The sequence below is a fragment of the Lysobacter sp. Soil_N_23 genome (assembly GCF_057656135.1).
In genome coordinates, this window is the sequence record NZ_JBDGKY010000001.1 from 1 (window position 1) to 15,060 (window position 15,060).

General features: G+C 66.0%; 15 protein-coding genes. 5 read left to right on the plus strand and 10 right to left on the minus strand.

What is annotated here, in order from left to right; all coding sequences use genetic code 11:
• Positions 1-151: 151 nt before the first annotated feature.
• On the minus strand, positions 152-1,063 hold the full coding sequence (gene rarD, locus AC3A3X_RS00005) for an EamA family transporter RarD (protein WP_487581015.1): 912 nt from the start codon (positions 1,061-1,063) through the stop codon (positions 152-154).
• On the minus strand, positions 1,060-2,001 hold the full coding sequence (yedA, locus tag AC3A3X_RS00010; RefSeq protein ID WP_487581016.1) for a drug/metabolite exporter YedA: 942 nt from the start codon (positions 1,999-2,001) through the stop codon (positions 1,060-1,062). Before yedA ends, rarD begins: the two co-directional genes overlap by 4 nt.
• A gap of 215 nt (positions 2,002-2,216) precedes the next feature.
• Here yedA and AC3A3X_RS00015 point away from each other — a divergent pair, with 215 nt between their 5' ends.
• Positions 2,217-2,711, plus strand: a complete 495-nt coding sequence (locus AC3A3X_RS00015) for an Lrp/AsnC family transcriptional regulator (protein ID WP_487581017.1) — start codon at positions 2,217-2,219, stop codon at positions 2,709-2,711.
• Between the two features lie 170 nt (positions 2,712-2,881).
• Here AC3A3X_RS00015 and AC3A3X_RS00020 read toward each other — a convergent pair whose 3' ends face one another.
• The 5 genes from AC3A3X_RS00020 to AC3A3X_RS00040 form a co-directional block, all read right to left on the minus strand.
• The gene (locus tag AC3A3X_RS00020) at positions 2,882-3,712 is read right to left on the minus strand and encodes a methylated-DNA--[protein]-cysteine S-methyltransferase (protein WP_487581018.1); all 831 of its coding nucleotides are present in this window, start codon (positions 3,710-3,712) and stop codon (positions 2,882-2,884) included.
• Positions 3,713-3,780: 68 nt separating this feature from the next.
• Entirely contained in the window at positions 3,781-6,030 is a 2,250-nt protein-coding gene (locus AC3A3X_RS00025; RefSeq protein ID WP_487581019.1) for a carboxy terminal-processing peptidase, read from the minus strand.
• A 301-nt stretch (positions 6,031-6,331) separates the two neighbouring features.
• A complete protein-coding gene (lipA, locus tag AC3A3X_RS00030) occupies positions 6,332-7,348 on the minus strand; it encodes a lipoyl synthase (protein ID WP_487581020.1) in 1,017 nt (338 codons plus the stop codon).
• Positions 7,349-7,475: 127 nt separating this feature from the next.
• Positions 7,476-8,195, minus strand: coding sequence for a lipoyl(octanoyl) transferase LipB (lipB, locus tag AC3A3X_RS00035; RefSeq protein WP_487581021.1), 720 nt, complete (start codon positions 8,193-8,195; stop codon positions 7,476-7,478).
• Positions 8,183-8,461: a DUF493 family protein gene (locus AC3A3X_RS00040; protein ID WP_487581022.1), complete on the minus strand. Its 279-nt coding sequence runs from the start codon at positions 8,459-8,461 to the stop codon at positions 8,183-8,185. The genes lipB and AC3A3X_RS00040 overlap by 13 nt, the downstream gene beginning before the upstream one ends.
• A 266-nt stretch (positions 8,462-8,727) precedes the next feature.
• Between AC3A3X_RS00040 and AC3A3X_RS00045 the strand changes: the two genes are divergently transcribed.
• From AC3A3X_RS00045 to AC3A3X_RS00060, 4 genes are all read left to right on the plus strand, one after another.
• Positions 8,728-9,111, plus strand: coding sequence for an MbcA/ParS/Xre antitoxin family protein (locus tag AC3A3X_RS00045; RefSeq protein WP_487581023.1), 384 nt, complete (start codon positions 8,728-8,730; stop codon positions 9,109-9,111).
• Entirely contained in the window at positions 9,108-9,635 is a 528-nt protein-coding gene (locus AC3A3X_RS00050) for an RES family NAD+ phosphorylase (protein ID WP_487581024.1), read from the plus strand. Before AC3A3X_RS00045 ends, AC3A3X_RS00050 begins: the two co-directional genes overlap by 4 nt.
• 345 nt (positions 9,636-9,980) lie before the next feature.
• On the plus strand, positions 9,981-10,229 hold the full coding sequence (locus AC3A3X_RS00055) for a hypothetical protein (protein WP_487581025.1): 249 nt from the start codon (positions 9,981-9,983) through the stop codon (positions 10,227-10,229).
• A 57-nt stretch (positions 10,230-10,286) separates the two neighbouring features.
• Complete coding sequence (locus AC3A3X_RS00060) at positions 10,287-11,090, plus strand: AbiJ-NTD4 domain-containing protein (protein ID WP_487581026.1); 804 nt, start codon at positions 10,287-10,289, stop codon at positions 11,088-11,090.
• A gap of 204 nt (positions 11,091-11,294) precedes the next feature.
• Here the strand turns inward: AC3A3X_RS00060 and AC3A3X_RS00065 are convergent, their stop codons facing one another.
• The 3 genes from AC3A3X_RS00065 to mltB form a co-directional block, all read right to left on the minus strand.
• Complete coding sequence (locus AC3A3X_RS00065; protein ID WP_487581027.1) at positions 11,295-12,515, minus strand: D-alanyl-D-alanine carboxypeptidase family protein; 1,221 nt, start codon at positions 12,513-12,515, stop codon at positions 11,295-11,297.
• Positions 12,516-12,587: 72 nt separating this feature from the next.
• A complete protein-coding gene (locus AC3A3X_RS00070) occupies positions 12,588-13,742 on the minus strand; it encodes a septal ring lytic transglycosylase RlpA family protein (RefSeq protein ID WP_487581028.1) in 1,155 nt (384 codons plus the stop codon).
• 11 nt (positions 13,743-13,753) lie between these two features.
• Positions 13,754-14,914, minus strand: coding sequence for a lytic murein transglycosylase B (gene mltB / locus AC3A3X_RS00075; RefSeq protein WP_487581029.1), 1,161 nt, complete (start codon positions 14,912-14,914; stop codon positions 13,754-13,756).
• Positions 14,915-15,060: the final 146 nt, after the last annotated feature.

Sequence of the window (15,060 nt, forward strand, 5' to 3'; positions counted from 1 at the left end):
TCTTCGGCGGCCCTCACCCCAACCCCTCTCCCGCAAGCGGGAGAGGGGCTAAAGAAGACCGTCATCCCCGCGAAGGCAGGGACCCAGCGTCGTTGCTCCATGCCCGTCATTCCCGCGAAGGCGGGAAGCCATGGACGTTGCTCCGCGGCAGTCAGGCTGCCGCCGCCGCCACCGTTGCACGCCGCGCCCGCAGCATCCCATCGATCGCGAAGACCGCCAGCGCCACCCAGATGAAAATGAAGCCGGTGGCGCGGTCGCGGTCGAATGCTTCGCCGAAGACCAGCACGCCAAGCAGGAACTGGATGGTCGGGGCGATGTACTGCATCAGGCCGACCACCGACAGCGGCACGCGCCGTACCGCGAAGGCGAAACCGATCAGCGGCAGTGCGGTCAGCACGCCGCAGAAGATCAGCAGCGCATCGACGCCCAGGCCCCAGCCGCTGGCGAAGTGGCCAGTGCCGTGCGTCTCGCTCCACAGCAGCAGCGCCAGCGCCGGCAGGAACAGGTACACGCTCTCCACGCCAAGGCCGCTGACGGCATCGACTGCGACCAGCTTGCGGATCAGCCCGTACAGGGCGAACGACAGCGCAAGGCCAATGGCGATCCACGGCGGCTGGCCGTACTGCCAGGTCAGCCACGCCACGCCGGTCGCTGCCAGAGCCACCGACAGCCACTGCACGCGGTTGAGCCGCTCGTGCAGGAACGCCACGCCGAACAGCACGCTCACCAGCGGATTGATGAAATAGCCCAGGCTGCTCTCGACGACGTGGCCGGCATTCACCGCCCAGACGTACAGGCCCCAGTTGAACGCGATCAACGTGCCGCTGAGGGCCAGCATCCACGCTGCGCGCGGTCGCGCCAGGGTCGCGCGCAACCAGCCGCGGCCCTGCTTCCAGACCAGCCACGCCGCCACCAGCAGCGCACTCCAGACGATGCGATGCATGACGATCTGCAGCGACGGCACCACCTTGAGCAGATGCCAGTACAGCGGCATCAGCCCCCACAGCACGAATGAGGCAGCCGCGACCCAGAGGCCGCCGCGCACGGAAGCGTGATCGCTCATGCCGCCGGCTCTGAAGGTGCAGCAGCCGCCGGCACCTGCTTGCCCGAGCGCGCCTTGGCCAGGGTGATGATGACCACGCCGACCAGGATCACCGCCATCGCGCCCAGGTCATGCGCGGTGAAGTGCTCGCCGCCGATCAACGCGCCGAACAGCACCGCGATCGGCGGATTGACGTAGGCATAGCTGGTCGCCAGCGCCGGCCGCACGTGGTGCAGCAGCCAGATGTAGGCGGTGAAGCCGAAGATCGAGCCGGCCACGACCAGGTACAGCAGTGCGGTGGTGGCGCTGGCGCTGGGCATCGCGGTCATGCGCTCGCCGTGCAGCACGGCGGCGATCAGCATCCACACGCTGCCGGTGAGCATCTGCCCGGCGGCCGACATGAACGGTTGCGGCAGGTCCTGGTCGCGGCTCCAGATCGAACCCCAGGCCCACGCTATCGGCGCGATCACCAGGCACACCAGGCCGAGCATCGACGACGACAGCTCGCCGCCGGCATTGAGCCAGAGCACGCCGAGGAAGCCGATGATCAGGCCGACCCATTCGATCTTCGAAGGATGGCGGCCGCGCAGCATCGCGAACACGCCGGCGAACAGCGGCATCGAGGCTACCGCGATCGCAGCCAGGCCGGAGCCGACTTCGGTCTCGGCCAGGTTCACCAGGCCGTTGGACAGCAGCACCATCCAGATCGACAGGACCCACAGCGTGCGCCACTGCTTGCCGGTGGGCCTGGGCACGCCGCGCCAGCGCAGCACGGCGTACATGATCGCGCCGGCGAGGAACATGCGCCCGGCGCCGAGCAGGAACGGCGGATAGCTTTCCAGCGCGAAACGGATCGCCAGGTAGGTCGAGCCCCAGAGGATGTAGACCGAGGCCAGGGCAAAGGCGACGGCCAGCCCGCCGGGAGCGGCGCGGGCGACGGTGGGTGCAGCGGTGCTCATGCGGATTCCACGTGGGGGTTGGAGTTGCAGGCGGCTGGATTTTCTGGCGGCCGACGCGGCCGACGCCACCGGCACCGCGCAGCCGGCGCTCCTGGATCGTCATCGACGACCCGGACGCCGCACCGCCGGTGCAGGAAACGTTCGGATGACTGAATCGTAACGGCAGCGGCCGCGACGGGATTGATAAATCGTGCGCATTAACGCAAAAATTTTGCATGGCCAAGACTCCCGTTGTGCTGGACGAGTTCGACCATCGCCTGCTGGATCTGCTCCAGCGCGATGCGTCGGCGACGCTGACCGCCCTGGGCGAGGCGGTCGGGCTGTCGGCCAGCGCCGTGCAACGGCGCCTGACCCGCTACCGCAAGAGCGGCCTGCTGCGGCAGGTCGCCGTGCTCGACGCCACTCTTCTCGGCACCACCACGCTGGCGACCGTGCTGGTCGCGATGGAGCGCGAGTCGGCCAAGCTGCACGCCGCGTTCCATGCGCGCATGCGCGCCGCGCCGGAAGTGCAGCAGTGCTACACACTGGCAGGCGAATGGGACTACCTGGTGATCCTGTCGACCACGGGCGTGGCGCATTGCCGCGAGGTGGCGGACCGGTTGTTCATGGACGAGGGCAACATCAAGCGATACGAGACGCGAATGGTGTTCGACGTGGTGAAGGCGGGGTTGCATGTGCCGACGCGGGCGCCGGTGCGGCGAAGGAAGTAGGTCAAGAGCTGCCCTCATCCGCCCCCGTATCAAGTACGGGGCAGGCTCTCCGGGCACCTTCTCCCGCAAGCGGGAGAAGGGACTGCTGACGGCCCTGTCTCTCACGCGGGAGAAGGGAATGCTTAAGCCCCTCTCCCGCTTGCGGGAGAGGGGTTGGGGTGAGGGCCGCCCTACGCCGCGCGCTCCCGCGCCAACACCTTCTGCTTCATCGGCAACCCCCACCGATACCCGCCCAGCGATCCATCGCCACGAATCACGCGATGGCACGGCACCACGATCGCCAGATGATTCCCGGCGCAGGCACTGGCCACCGCACGCGTCGCACGCGGCTGACCGATCGCGCGCGCGACTTCGGCATAGCTGCGCGTTTCACCGCGCGGGATCTTCATCAGCGCGTCCCACACCTTCTTCTGGAACGCGGTGCCGATCAGGTCCAGCGGCACCTTCGCCTGCTTGCCGGCCAGCGCGTCGGCGACCGCGTGCAGTCGCGGCGCGAGGAACTCGTCGCGTCCGGCATCGACGCGCTCCAACTGCGCCTGCGGAAACTCCTCGTGCAGTCGCGCTTCCAGCGCATCGGCGTCCTCGCCCAGTTCGATCATGCACACGCCGCGCTCGGTGGTCGCCACCAGGGCCTGCCCCAGCGCGGTCGCGGCGATGCTCCAGCGGATCTGCTCGCCGGCGCCGCCGGCACGGTAGCGCGCGGGGGTCATGCCCAGTTTCGCGGCGCCGCCTTCGTACACGCGCGAGGGTGATCCGTAGCCGGCGTCGTACAGCGCGGCACTGACATCGTTGCCTTCGCGCAATGCGACCTTGAGCGTGCCCAGCTTGCGCTGCGCCAGGTACTCGGCCGGACTGAGGCCGAAGCGCGCGCCGAACTGGCGCTGCAGGTGCGAGGCGCTCAGGCCGACCGTGACAGCGAGGTCGGTCAGCGTCGGCTCGCCGGCGTCGAGCAGTTGCCGGGCGTGGTCGAGTTTGGCGCGGAGCTGGCGGGCAGTGTTCATGGCTCAAAGCGTAACGGGCGCCCTGAGGCGCCCGCTATCCGATTCTTGCAGGCGGCTTCGCCGCGGGCTCAGTCCGCCCAGTGCCCCGCCGTCGTCGCCGTCGGCAGCACCAGCGCCGACAGCTGGCGGTCGTTGTTGAGCAGGTGCACCGCGTCGGCCAGGATCGCCGCCGATTCGCGCAGCAGCGGGTCCGGACGGTTCTCGGCCAGCTTCTCGCGCTCGGCATCCTTGGCGATGTCGCGCTCGTTCGCAGACAGGCCGTCGTCGTTGTAATCGTCGGCCAGCGGATCCAGGTCCAGGCCCAGCGTCTTGCGCTCTTCCTGGCGCTGCTTGCGCTTGTTGTCATCGCGGTCACGCTCGGAACGGCGCTCGGCCTCGTTCAGGCTGACCCACTTCTTGGCGCGCTCCTCGCGGAACTCGTTGACGTCGTCCGACCACCACTGGAACTCCTTGTCCTTGGCGATGCGCGAGCCGTGCAACGTCTCCAGCTTCGGCAGGAGCGGTGCGAAGTTGCCGTAGGCGGTGTGCGGCACCGGCGAGATGCGGGTCCACGGCAGTGCGTTGTCGTAGGTGCTTTCGCCGTACTCGCTGGCATCGACCGACACCGGGAACGAGATGTCCGGCACCACGCCCTTGTTCTGCGTCGAACCGCCGCTTACGCGGAAGAACTGGGCGATGGTCAGCTTGACCTGGCCGAAGCGTGCTTCTTCATTGGCCGGCCAGCGGTCGAGGTCGACCAGGTTCTGCACCGTGCCCTTGCCGAAGCTGGTTTCGCCGATGACCAGGCCACGACCGTAGTCCTGGATCGCGCCGGCGAAGATCTCCGACGCCGAGGCCGAGCCACGGTTGATCAGCACCGCCAGCGGGCCTTCCCAGGCGATGCCGGTGTCGCTGTCGCCTTCGACGCTGACGCGGCCACCGGATTCGCGCACCTGCACGACCGGGCCACGGTCGATGAACAGACCGGTCAACTCGATCGCCTCGTTGAGCGAACCGCCGCCGTTGTTGCGCAGGTCGAGCACGACGCCTTCGACCTTTTCCTCGCTCAGCTTGGTCAGCAGCTTGGCGACGTCGCGCGTGGCCGAGGCGTAGTCGGCGCTGTTCTTGCGACGGCCTTCGAAGTCCTGGTAGAAGCCAGGCAGCTCGATCACGCCGATGCGCCGCTGCGGCGCACCGTTGGCGGCGGGGATGGTGATGACCTTCGACTTGGCGGCCTGGTCTTCCAGGCGCACCTTGTCGCGCACCAGCACGATGCGCTGCGGCTGGCTGTCGAGGGTGGATTCGGCCGGGATCACGTCCAGGCGCACCTTGGTGCCCTTGGCGCCGCGGATCTTGGCGACAACATCGTCGATGCGCCAGCCGATCACGTCTTCCATCGCGCCGCTTTCGCCCTGGCCGACACCGACGACGCGATCGCCGGGCTTGAGCTTGTTGGACTTGCCGGCCGGACCGCCGGGCACGATCTCGCGGATCGCGACCACGTCGTCCTGCTTCTGCAGCACCGCGCCGATGCCTTCGAGCGAGAGCGACATCGACACGTTGAAGTTGTCGGCCGTCTTCGGCGTGAAGTAGTCGGTGTGCGGATCGACCGAATTGGCGTAGCTGTTGAGGAAGGTCTGGAAGACGTCCTCGCCCTTGAGCTCGGCGATCGACTTGCCCATGTTGGCGTAGCGCTTGTCGAGCGTCTTGCGGATGTCCTCGGGCTTCTTGCCGGCCAGCTTCAGGCGCAGCCAGTCGTTGCGCACCGACTGCTGCCACAGCGTATCGAGCGCGGCGGCATCGGTGGCCCACGGTGCGTCCTCGCGGTCGTACTCGTAGCGGTCGCTGCCGGTGAAATCGAACATGTCCTGCTTGAGCAGGTCGCGCGCGTAGGCCACGCGCTGGTCGACGCGCTGCTTGTAGGTGGCGAAGATCGCGTAGGCCGGGTCGAGGTCGCCACTCTTGATGGCGTCGTCGAACTTCAGCTTGTAGGTGTCGAACCTGGCGACGTCCTGCGCGGTCAGGAACTGCTTGCCGCCATCGAGCGACTCCAGGTAGCGCTTGTAGATGTCGGCCGACAGGGTGTCGTCGAGCGCCACCGGGCGATAGGCGTAGCGGCTGTCGGAGAGCAGCCCGTACACCAGCTTGGCGGCGGTGGTCTGGTCGGCGGTCGGCGCACGCGGCAGCGGCGACGGTTCCACCGACTTGATCAGGCTCGGCTTCTCGTGCTGCGGCAATTCGACCTGCGAGGTCTTCTTGTCGACGCTGTCGGAGGACTGCGCGAGCAATGCCAGCGGTGTGGTCAGCAGAAAAGCGAATAACGTGGTCTTGGCATTCATCGCGGGGCTCGCGGCCGCTGGCGGCCTGATCTTTGGTGCGGGGGGTGTCGGACGCAGGAACCAGACAGAACCGACAGCATGGACCGGTGTTCGACAGCCCCACAGTGCCGAAAGTTGCAGCGGCTGTCACCCCACCACGGGTGGGAAAAACCGTGCCATGGCATGCACAAACGCCCGTTCATCCAAAAACGTTCAGCTGGGCGACGGGTGGCGTTACACGGGCGTTGGGCAAGCCGGCACCCACCCAAGCTGCAGGTTTGCCGGTCAAAGACAGGTGACGCCGCGATGGCGGCGCGCGGGCTCAGTTGGCCGCGACGACGCCGGCTTCGATCGCCGAACGGTCGGCGTGATAGGACGAGCGCACCAGCGGACCGGAGGCGACGTGGGTGAAACCCAGCGCCATGCCGTAGACCTCGAGTTCCTTGAACTCTTCCGGCGTCCAGTAGCGCAGCACCGGATGGTGATGGGCACTGGGCTGCAGGTACTGGCCGATGGTGATCATGTCGACGTCGTGCGCGCGCAGGTCGCGCAGGGTCGCCTGCACCTGCTCCATGGTCTCGCCCAGGCCGAGCATGATGCCGCTCTTGGTGGCCACCTCGGGGTGCTGCGCCTTGAACTTCTGCAGGAGCGTCAGCGACCACTGGTAGTCGGCGCCGGGGCGGACGTTGCGGTACAGGTCCGGCACGGTCTCGACGTTGTGGTTGAACACGTCCGGCGGGTTGCCGGCGAGGATTTCCAGCGCGCGTTCCATGCGGCCCTTGCCGCGGAAGTCGGGCGTGAGCACCTCGATGCGGGTCTTCGGGCTGTGCTCGCGGATCGCCGCGATGCAGTCGACGAAGTGCTGGGCACCGCCGTCGCGCAGGTCGTCGCGGTCGACGCTGGTGACCACCACGTACTTCAGGCCCATGTCGGCAACGGTGGTGGCCAGGCTCAGCGGCTCGCCGGCATCGGGCGGCTTGGGCCGGCCGTGGGCGACATCGCAGAAGCTGCAGCGGCGGGTGCAGACCTCGCCGAGGATCATGAAGGTGGCGGTGCCGTGGCTGAAGCACTCGTGGATGTTGGGGCAGCTGGCTTCCTCGCACACCGTGACCAGGCGGTTCTCGCGCAGCTTGGCCTTGAGCTGCTGCACCGAGTTGCCCGACGGAATGCGCACGCGGATCCATGACGGCTTGCGCAGCACCGGCGCGTCGGCGAACTGCACCGGCGAGCGCGCGATCTTGTCGCCGGCCACCTGCTTCACTCCCGGCTGCAGAGCCTCAGGCACGGCGTTGCCGCTGACCATGGCGAGCGGGATGGACTTGGCTGTGGATTCGGTCATGGCGGGAACTGGGTCTCTTGCGGTTTTTGCCCCCTCTCCCGCTTTGCGGGAGAGGGCTGGGGTGAGGGTAAAAGCGCCCTCATCCGCCCTTCGGGCCCCTTCTCCCGCTCGCGGGAGAAGGGAGATTTCAAAGCGGCGGCGATGCCTGTTCGACCTGCAAGCCGAACTGGCGGGCGATGTGCCCGATCAGCACCGGCTTGACTGCGTCCAGCCCCGAAGGGCCGCCCAAGTCTAGCATCGAGGTCACTTTCAGCCCCTGGTAGCCGCACGGATTGATCCGCGCGAACGGCGCCAGGTCCATGGCGATGTTGAAAGCCAGGCCATGGAAGGTGCAGCCGCGGCGGACACGGATGCCGAGCGCGCCGATCTTGGCCCCGTTCACGTACACGCCCGGCGCGCCTTCGCGGCGCTCTGCGTGGATGTTCCAGTCGGCCAGGGTGTCGATCATGGCCTGCTCGATCCGGTGGACGTATTCCTTGACACCGACCTTGAGCCGCTTCAGGTCGAGCAGTGGGTACAGGACGATCTGGCCGGGGCCGTGGTAGGTCACCTGGCCGCCACGATCGACGTGCAGCACCGGGATGTCGCCGGGGAACAGCACGTGTTCGTCCTTGCCGGCCTGGCCGAGGGTGAACACCGGGTCGTGCTCGACCAGCCACAGCTCGTCGGGCGTGTCGGCGGTGCGCTCGTCGGTGAAGGCCTGCATGGCGCGCCAGACCGGCTCGTAGGCACGCCGCCCCAGATCCCTCACCCGAGCCGAAAGCATAACTCCCTCCCCTTCGAGGGGAGGGCTGGGGAGGGGATGGGTTCCAGCCGCCGGAACGTCCACGTCGCTCAGAGCGTCCACTTCACTTCCGGATGCTCCCGCAGCACCGCGTGCGCCAGGTCGTACTGCTCGCGGCTCTCGGCACGGAAGCTGATGCGCACCGAGACGAAGCGGCCGTTGCTGGAATGCTTCCAGCTCACGGACTCGCTGACCACTTCGATGCCCGCGTCCAGCAACAACGTCGGCAGCACCGTCTCCAGGTCCTTCTCGGCCGCGCCCATGGCGCTGAGCTCGAAGGTGCCGGGAAACTGGAAGCCGTGGTCGGGGTTGTCGGATTTGATTTCCATGGGTATCGATTATGGGTCCGGGGGTGGGCGAACCCAAGTTTTGCGGGGCCGATTTCGCCAGGACAGCAGGAGCGAATGGGTCCTGGCGAAGTGTCCTCAGTCCGAAGGGAGCGCCAGGAATTGGAGGCACGTGTGGGTAAGGAACTCATGGAGCTACAGGTCAAAGGAATCGGACCTGAGCGTTGAACAAGCGGTCACTAGGGGCTTTCTTGCATTATGTGCATAAAACGTGCATTATAGGTGCACTAAAGCAAGAGGAGTACGCCATGAGTGCCGTCATGGACAGGGCCGTAACGAGCCTCGCTGAGAGCCTTCGCGAGCCTGATCGTCCTTACCTATCGCCACATCTTGTTGGTGAGGCTTTGGGCCTGCAGATTCAAAGCGTCGCCGAGCGCGCCAGGGTAAGTCGTAACACGCCCGCTGCCAGGCCACAGAGCGAGAACCTTCAGCACTATCTGCGTGACGTAGTGCGCGTACTGAGCGCAGCCGTCGATGCCGCCGGTGGTGATCGGAACCGTGCCATCTTCTGGTTCATGAACGAGCCGCTTCCGGAGTTTGACTACCGAACGCCGGATACCTTGGTGAAGGAAGGCAAGGCCCAGGTAGTCGTTGACTACATTGAGTCGATAGCTGGCGGCCCAACCGGATGATCTCGCGGCAACTGGGCGAAGCCGAGGCGCATTACCGAGTAATCGTGCCGCAGTGGTCATTTGCGCCAACTTCTGGTGCTGGCGCCGCTCGCAAGGGCGGGCGGTTCAATCGGCCAGGTCAGGAAGCCCTATACCTTTCGGCTTCTCTCGAGACCGCCCTGGCTGAGTACCAGCAACATGCGCAACTACTTGCTCCGGGCACCATCGCAACGTTCCTTGTAAGTCAAATCACGGTTATCGATTTCTCGCGAGGGTTCGTTGCTGGGACGTGGAATCCGTTGTGGTCGGAGTACTCGTGCAACTGGCGCAAGATGGCGTTTGAAGAGGAAGTAGAACCGCCATCATGGCTGTTGGGAGAGATCGCGATGGAAGCAGACGCCGCAGGCATCCTGTTTCCTTCGACGGTGCATGCGGGCGGCACGAACCTGGTCCTCTTCAATTCCAGCTCACTTCCGGCCGAATCGTTGAGCGTCTACGACCCGCAGCGGGCCTTGCCCCGTAACGCTGATTCGTGGCAAGCCTAAGTTCGAGGAAATTCATTGCCGACTTGTAGTCGAAATCGCCAAACATGAAATTGGCCAGGCGGGATTCATGACGAACCAGGGGAAGATCGAACGCGAGTGTGGAGAGTGCTCCGCGTGCTGCATTACGCTGAAGATCAATGATCCGGAACTTACCAAGCGTGCCGATGACCCGTGCCCTCATCTGCGCGAGTGTGGCGGTTGTGGGATCTACCCTCAGCGTCCCCAGGTATGTCGATCCTGGTTGTGCGGTTGGAAGAGGATCAATGGGCTCGATGATGGATTGCGACCCGACCGTTGCGGCGTGCTCATTCGTGACGGCGCTGGCGGGGGCTCATCCTCCAGCCATTGAGAGATCCCGAGCAGACCCTACTCTCAGCCGCAGTATTGACGTTGATTGCTGGCGCAATTTCCACTGGCATTCCATTGTTCATATCGGTGCCGACTCGCCCCGGCTACTGCTATGCACTCGTCGCTCTCAATCAGCCACTGGCACAAGCGATCCAGTCGCACGACATCGTTCTTGCGCGATCGGTGCTGCTGCAATTGATTCGAGCTGGACAGCGCACAAAGACCGATCCGGTCAATGCAGCCTGACCGAGAACTTGGAAAAGACTCGCGCAATTTGCAAGGATTCTTACGAAGGGGACGTGGATGGAACGCTTTTCCGATCGCCTTGGGCTTTCGATGGAGCCGGCAGAGATCACTGTGCGACACGACGCTCCGGAAGAGATGCGCGGCGTCATCGCAGATATCGCGGAGAACCTTGGCTTACGACCCACGCAAATGCGCACGCTTCTGTGCCGCCTCTTCTACAAGCGGCCAGACCCCAGCAATTGGTCGGAATATCCAAACATCCGCGATGAAGTCCGCATGCTATTGGACAAGTGCGCGTGGTTCGAAGTCTACGACGCCATTGAGGCAATGTATTTTGATCTCCAAAGATCGGGCAAAGCGATGGCGTTTGAGACCGAGATCAATCGTTACTTCAGCCGCGCCGGCATCGGTTGGAAATTGGTTTTCGGTCACTTGGAGATGCGTGGAGGTGAGGCCTTTGAGGAGGCGATCCTCGGCGCTCAGAAGCTCCTGCGAGATGAGGGGAAGACCACTACAGCCTCCGAACTGCATGAGGCGATTCTTGACCTTTCCCGCCGGCCAGATCCCGAGGTTACGGGTGCGATTCAGCACGCGATGGCGGCACTCGAATGCGTTGCCCGTGACGTGACTGGTTCGACCGACACGCTCGGGGCGCTGGTTCGTCGAAATCCTGGCCTCTTTCCCCGGCCGCTTGATTCTGTTGTGGAACAAGCTTGGGGATGGTCTTCAAATTTTGGTCGTCATCTTCAAGAGGGGCAGGCCCCGAACTTTGAAGAGGCGGAAATGCTCGTGGGTCTCGCCGGCGTCCTGTGCCGGTACCTAGGCCGCAAGTGCCCGGTCTCCGCATCGCAGGGATTCTGAAGCGCTGGGCTTTAACCGCTTTACTAAGTGGCGGTAAAGAGGTAAGCGCACATCCGAGGAGGACGCTGACGAGACCGTTCGCCGGGATGACGTGACGGGCTGGATGAGGTGAGGGTCTGGTTCCCGGCGTTCGCCGGGACGACGCGGGACGAAATCGAAGAAGCCGGCTTTCGCCGGCTTCTCGTTGCTCCACTCAGGTGCCGATCACTCCGACTCCCACCACATCCACAGCTCGTCCCACAGGCGCTTGAAGAAGCCGCCCTGCTCGACCGCGTTGATCGCCACCAGCGGACGCTGCGAGATCACCTTGCCGTCCAGCACCACCTTCACCGTGCCGATCTTCTGGCCCTTTGCGATCGGCGCGACCAGGGTCTTGGGCACGTCCATCATCGGCTTGAGCTGGTTGTACTTGCCGCGCGGCACGGTCACCAGCAGCGGCTCGGCAACGCCGAGCTGGACTTCGTCGGCGGCGCCCTTCCACACCTTCTGCTTGGCGATCTGCTTGCCAACGTCGTAAAGCTTGTGCGTCTCGAAGAAGCGGAAGCCCCAGTTCAGCAGTGCCTGCGAATCGACGGCACGCTGGTTCTCGCTGCTCGAACCCATCACCACCGAGATCAGGCGCTGGTCGCCGCGCATGGCCGAGGCCATCAGGCAGTAGCCGGCGCCGGAGTGGTGTCCGGTCTTGATGCCATCGACCGAGGGATCACGCCACAAAAGCAGGTTTCGGTTGGGCTGGGTGATCGGGCCGACCGTGAATTCCTTGATCTTGTTGTACGAGTACGCGACCGGGTAATCGTGGATCAGGGCGCGGCCAAGCAGGGCCAGGTCGTGCGCGGTCGAGTAATGGCCTTCCGCCGACAGGCCGTGCGGATTGACGAAGTGCGAGCCCTTCATGCCGATGCGCGCGGCGTACTGGTTCATCAGCGCGGCGAAGGCATCGGTGGAGCCGGCGACGTGCTCGGCCAGCGCGATCGCGGCATCGTTGCCGGACTGCACCACCATGCCCTTTTCCATCTGCACCAGCGGCGCGGTCTTGTTGACCTCGAAACCGGAGTAGCTGCCGTCGGTGCCGGCGCCGCCGGTGCGCCAGGCGTTTTCGGTCATCATCACCTGGTCGGTGTCCTTGACCTTGCCGGCGGCCATCTCCGCGGCAATGACATAACTGGTCATGACCTTGGTGATGCTGGCCGGCTCGACGCGCTGGTCGTAGTTCTCTCCGGCGAGGATGTTGCCGCTGGCGGCGTCCATCAGCACCCACGCGGCGGCGGTGATCTGCGGCGGCGGCGGAACCGGCAGCGAATCGCTGGCGGCCGGCAGCGCGGGCGCGGCGGGCTGCGGCGTCGGCGCCTGGGCGATGGCGAGGCCGGTCACCAGCGTGGTGACCGCGGCCAGGGCGGCGGCCCTGGCAAGAGCGGGTACTTTCATTGTCTCTACTGCTCCGGAGGCCGGCGACGTGCCGGCCAGTGTCTGAGGGGTGGAATTCTAGTCGCGCACGCTCTAGTCGCGGACGCGTTGCGGCTGGCCGAAACCAAGACCGGCGATACGGGCCGCAAGTTCCGGTGCCTGCGCGGCCTGGAGCGGGCCCACGCGCAGGCGCCAGATGGTCTGGCCGTTGGCACTGGCGTCGCTGATCTGTGCGGTGTCGATGCCGGCCTGGCGCAGCGTCGTCAGCGCGCGGTCGGCATTGGCACGGGCGGTGAAGCTGGCGACCTGAAGGACCACGCCGCCGCCGCTGGCGGCGGGCGTCGGCGCGGCCGGCGGCGGCGCGGTGGTCGCGCTTGCCACTGCCGCGGCGGCGCTGCCCAGCACGGTCGGCTTGCCGGTGGCGATGCGTACGCCCGGCGGCAACTCGCCGGCGTTGGCACTGGCGACGGGCATGGCGGCGATCAGGCGGTCGATCGGTGTCGGTTTCGCGTCCGCCGGCCGCGACGGCGCGGGGGCGGGTGTGGAGGCGAGCACCGGCCTGTCGTCGTCACCCGGCTGCAGCGCGCGAACTTCGACACGGCCGGTGCCGCGCGCGGTGATGCCGAGCTTGACCGCGGCGGCGTAGCTCAGGTCGATGACGCGTCCTTCATGGAACGGGCCGCGGTCGTTGACCCGCACCACCACCGACTTGCCGTTGTCGAGGTTGGTGACGCGGGCGAAGCTCGGCAGCGGCAGCGTCTTGTGTGCGGCGGTGAAGGCGTACATGTCGTACACCTCCATGTTCGAGGTGCGGCGGCCGTGGAATTTCTGGCCGTAGTAGGAGGCGGTGCCCTTCTCGACGTAACCCTTGGTGTTGTCGAGCACCTTGTACTTCTTGCCCAGCACCGAGTACGTCGCGCGGTTGCCGATCGGCGAGCGCGGCTCGTTGGTCACTTCCGGCTCGGGGATCGCATCGACATCGGGCACGTGGTCAGGCGTGCTGTCGGACACGCCCGGCTTGTACAGGCCGCCAGCGGTGTAGTTGCCACGCGTGCGCGGATCTTCCTGCGCCGGCGCGTACGGCGACTTCTTCTTTCCCTTGCCGTCGGGCAACTGGCTGTGCTGGATGCCGCCCTTGTCGGGGATGCCCGCTGGCTGGGAAACGGATTTCTTCGGCGCACTGGCACAGGCGACCAGGCCCAGCGCCAGCATGGCGCCGAGCGTTGAGCGGACAAGGCTGCGATGCATGGCCGTGGACCTCATGGCGAGGGCGGGACGACGACAGCGGCAGTGGCGGCGACGGGTTCGTTGGCGCGGCCGGCGATGGCCTCGCCGAGCTGGTACACCGCCATCGCGTAGTGCTTGGAGATGTTGTAACGGGTGATCGCGTAGTAATTGCGGAAACCGAACCAGTACTCCGGCCCCTCGACACCGTCGAGCTTGACCACCGTGGCCGTCTGGCCCGGCGGCACCGGGGTCAGAGGGCGAAAACCGCGCGCGGCCAGGTCGTCCATCGAGTAGACCGGATCGAGGTTCTCCGGCTCGATGGGTTTGGCGTCGACGGCAGCATTGGCGCGCACCGTGACCGGCCCGCCGCGCACCCAGCCGCCCTTCTTGGCGAAGTAGTTGGCGATCGAGGCGAAGACGTCGTCGAGGTCGTTGAACAGGTCGCGCTTGCCGTCACCGTTGCCGTCGACTGCGAACTCGCGATAGCTCGACGGCATGAACTGCCCCCAGCCCATCGCGCCGGCATAGCTGCCATTGAGCGCGGTGATGTCCAGGCCGGTTTCCTTGCCCAGCGCGAACAGCTGGCCGAGTTCGCCGCGGAAGAACGCCTCGCGGCGATTCTCGCGGTCGGCCTTGGCCGGGTCGCCGGTGCGCGGATAGGCGAAGGCCAGGGTGTAGAGCGCGTCGAGCACCGGATAGCTGCCGGTGTTCTTGCCGAAGTTGGTTTCCACGCCAATGATCGAGACGATCACTTCCGCCGGCACGCCGTACTGCGCCTGGGCGCGATCGAGCTCGGCCCGGTGCTCGGCGAGGAAGGCGCGGCCACCGTCGATGCGCGCCTGGGTGATGAAGATCGGCCGATAGTCGCGCCACGGCTTGGCCTCGGCCGGCTTGGACATCGCGGCGATGATGCTGTCGCGGATCTCGGCGCGGTCCAGCACTGACTCGATGTAAGCCGGGTCGATGCCGTACTGGGCAGCGGTATCGCGCACGAAGGCGGCCCGCGCCTCCGGCAGCGCCTTGCGCTCGTGCGGCTCGGGCAGCGCCGGCGTGCCCGGGTCCGTGGTGGCCGGGGCAGCGGGTTTGGCGGGAGTCTGTTGGGGAGCTGGCGCCGAAGCTTGGGTGGCGCAGCCGGCCAACGCGAACAGGAGCGCGCTGATCACGGCGCTACGGAGAGTGTGGCGTCGGGTCATCGCCGCGAGGGTAGCACGCACTCAAGAAGGCCAAAACCGGGTGTTCGGGGGTGGCTGAACCGGGGAGTCAGGTTGGGCGTGGCTGAACGGGTGCGTGCCAAGAGCTGCCCTCATCCGCCCTTCGGGCACCTTCTCCCGCAGAGCGG